This window comes from Streptomyces sp. NPDC059398 (genome assembly GCF_042751845.1).
GTDB lineage: Bacteria > Actinomycetota > Actinomycetes > Streptomycetales > Streptomycetaceae > Streptomyces.
In genome coordinates, this window is record NZ_JBHYWP010000205.1 from 1 (window position 1) to 2,331 (window position 2,331).

Genomic DNA, 2,331 nt, shown 5'->3' on the forward strand with positions numbered 1-2,331 from the left:
TCTAACCCCCTCGCGGCGCGGGGGCGGGGCTTCGCGGGGGGGGGGGTGGGCGCTTCGCGCGCGCCGCGTGTCGGGGGGCCGCCCCGCCGGCGCGTCTGCGCCCCCCCCCGCGGGGCCCCCCCGCGGCCGCGCCGACCAGCCCGGCGTCGTTGCCCATGAGCGCGGGCGCCACCTTCAGCTGCTGTACGAAGGAGAGCGTGGCGTACTCCCGCAGGGCGCGGCGCAGCGGGTCGAACAGCACATCGCCCGCGCCCGCCACTCCCCCGCCGATCACCGCGATGTCGATCTCGACCAGGGTCGCGGTGGCGGCGATCCCGGCGGCGAGCGCCTGGGCGGCGCGCTCGAAGGACGCGACAGCGGTGGGGTCGCCCGCGCGCGCCGACGCGGCGACCGCCGCCGCGGTCGTGTCACCGTCGGGGCCCGGCCGCCAGCCGCCGGCCAGCGCCCGGCGGGCGATGTTCGGGCCGCTCGCGATGCGCTCCACACAGCCGCGCGAACCGCACGGGCAGGCGTCGCCGTCCAGATCGACGCTGATGTGGCCGATGTGCCCGGCGTTGCCGCTGGGGCCGGCGCGCAGGGTGCCGCCCAGGACCAGACCGCCGCCCACACCGGTGGAGACGACCATGCACAGCGCGTTGTCATAGCCGCGGGCCGCGCCCTGCCAGTGCTCGGCCGCGGTCATCGCGACGCCGTCCCCGACGAGCGTGACGGGCAGACCGCCCACCGCTTCGCGCACCCGGTCGACGAGCGGGTAGTCGCGCCAGCCGGGCACATTGACCGGGCTGACGGTGCCCGCGGACGCGTCCACCGGCCCGGCGCTGCCGATCCCGACGGCGGTCACGCGCCCCCAGCGGGGGTCGGCGGCGAGCCCGTCGAGCACGTCACCGACGGCACCGAACACGGTGTCGCCGTCCTCCTTGGCGGGGGTCGGCGCCTGCGTGCGTACGAGAATCTGCCCCGTGCCGTCCACCAGCGCGCCGGCGATCTTTGTGCCGCCGATGTCGAGCGCGGCTACGAGGTGGTTGTGCATTGCTGTCGGATCTCCAGGTGGCAAGGGGTGATGAGGAGTGCAAGACGTCAGTCTCCATTCACCTGACAACGTTGTCCAGGCCCTATGCTCGACACGCATCTCCCACCGCACCCCAGCCGACGACAGGACAGCGCACCGTGGACCGGACCGCCAGCCACTCCGAGCCCCGCTACGGCAACCGGCCGACGATGAAGGACGTCGCCGCGCGCGCCGGAGTCGGCCTCAAGACCGTTTCGCGGGTGGTGAACGGCGAGGCGGGCGTCACACCCGACACCGAGCGCCGGGTCCAGGAGGCGATCGAGGCACTCGGGTTCCGCCGCAACGACAGCGCGCGCGTGCTGCGCAAGGGGCGCACCGCGAGCATCGGGCTGGTCCTGGAGGACCTCGCCGACCCGTTCTACGGGCCGCTGAACCGCGCGGTGGAGGAGGTGGCCCGCGCCCACGGCGCCCTGCTCATCAACGGATCGAGCGCCGAGGACCCGGAGCGGGAGCAGGAGCTGGTCCTCGCGCTCTGCGCCCGCCGGGTGGACGGGCTGATCGTGATCCCGGCCGGGGACGACCACCGCTATCTGGAGCCGGAGATCGCCGCCGGGGTGGCCACCGTCTTCGTGGACCGTCCCGCCGGGAGGATCGACGCGGACATGGTGTTCTCGCACACCTTCGGCGGCGCGCGCGACGGTGTCGCCCATCTGATCGCGGGGGGCCACCGCAGGATCGGCTTCATCGGTGACCAGCCGCGCATCCACACGGCCACCGAGCGGCTGCGGGGCTACCACGCGGCCATGGCGGATGGCGGGCTCGACGTGGACGACGCCTGGGTGTCGCTCGGTGTCACGGAGGCCGACCGGGTGCGTACCGCGGTCGAGACGCTGCTGGACGGGCCGTCGCCGGTCACCGCGATCTTCGCGGGCAACAACCGGGTGACGGTGACCGCGGTGCGGGTCCTGGCCGAGCGCGAGCGGCAGGTGGCCCTCGTCGGGTTCGACGACATCGAGCTGGCGGACCTGCTCGGGATCACGGTGATCGCCCAGGACTCGGCGGCGCTGGGGCGCACGGCGGCCGAGACGCTCTTCCGCAGACTGGACGGCGCGAGCGACGCGCCCGCGCAGAAGGTGCTGCCGACCCGGCTCATCGCACGCGGCTCGGGCGAGGTCCCGCCCGCGTGACAGCCCCGCTCCGCGGCATCACCGACAGCGCCGCCCCCGCCGGGAGAACCGCATTGTTGCGGGGGCTTGTCTCTTATACACAACACCGAGCCCACCATACAGGACAACAACACGGATGACGGGGTGGGGTGGTAA

General features: G+C 74.2%; 2 protein-coding genes. One reads left to right on the plus strand and one right to left on the minus strand.

The window, feature by feature from the left end; all coding sequences use genetic code 11:
- Position 1: 1 nt before the first annotated feature.
- Entirely contained in the window at positions 2-1,030 is a 1,029-nt protein-coding gene (locus ACFXBC_RS35000) for an ROK family protein (RefSeq protein ID WP_385034155.1), read from the minus strand.
- A 137-nt stretch (positions 1,031-1,167) separates the two neighbouring features.
- Between ACFXBC_RS35000 and ACFXBC_RS35005 the strand changes: the two genes are divergently transcribed.
- A complete protein-coding gene (locus ACFXBC_RS35005) occupies positions 1,168-2,196 on the plus strand; it encodes a LacI family DNA-binding transcriptional regulator (RefSeq protein WP_385034159.1) in 1,029 nt (342 codons plus the stop codon).
- Positions 2,197-2,331: the final 135 nt, after the last annotated feature.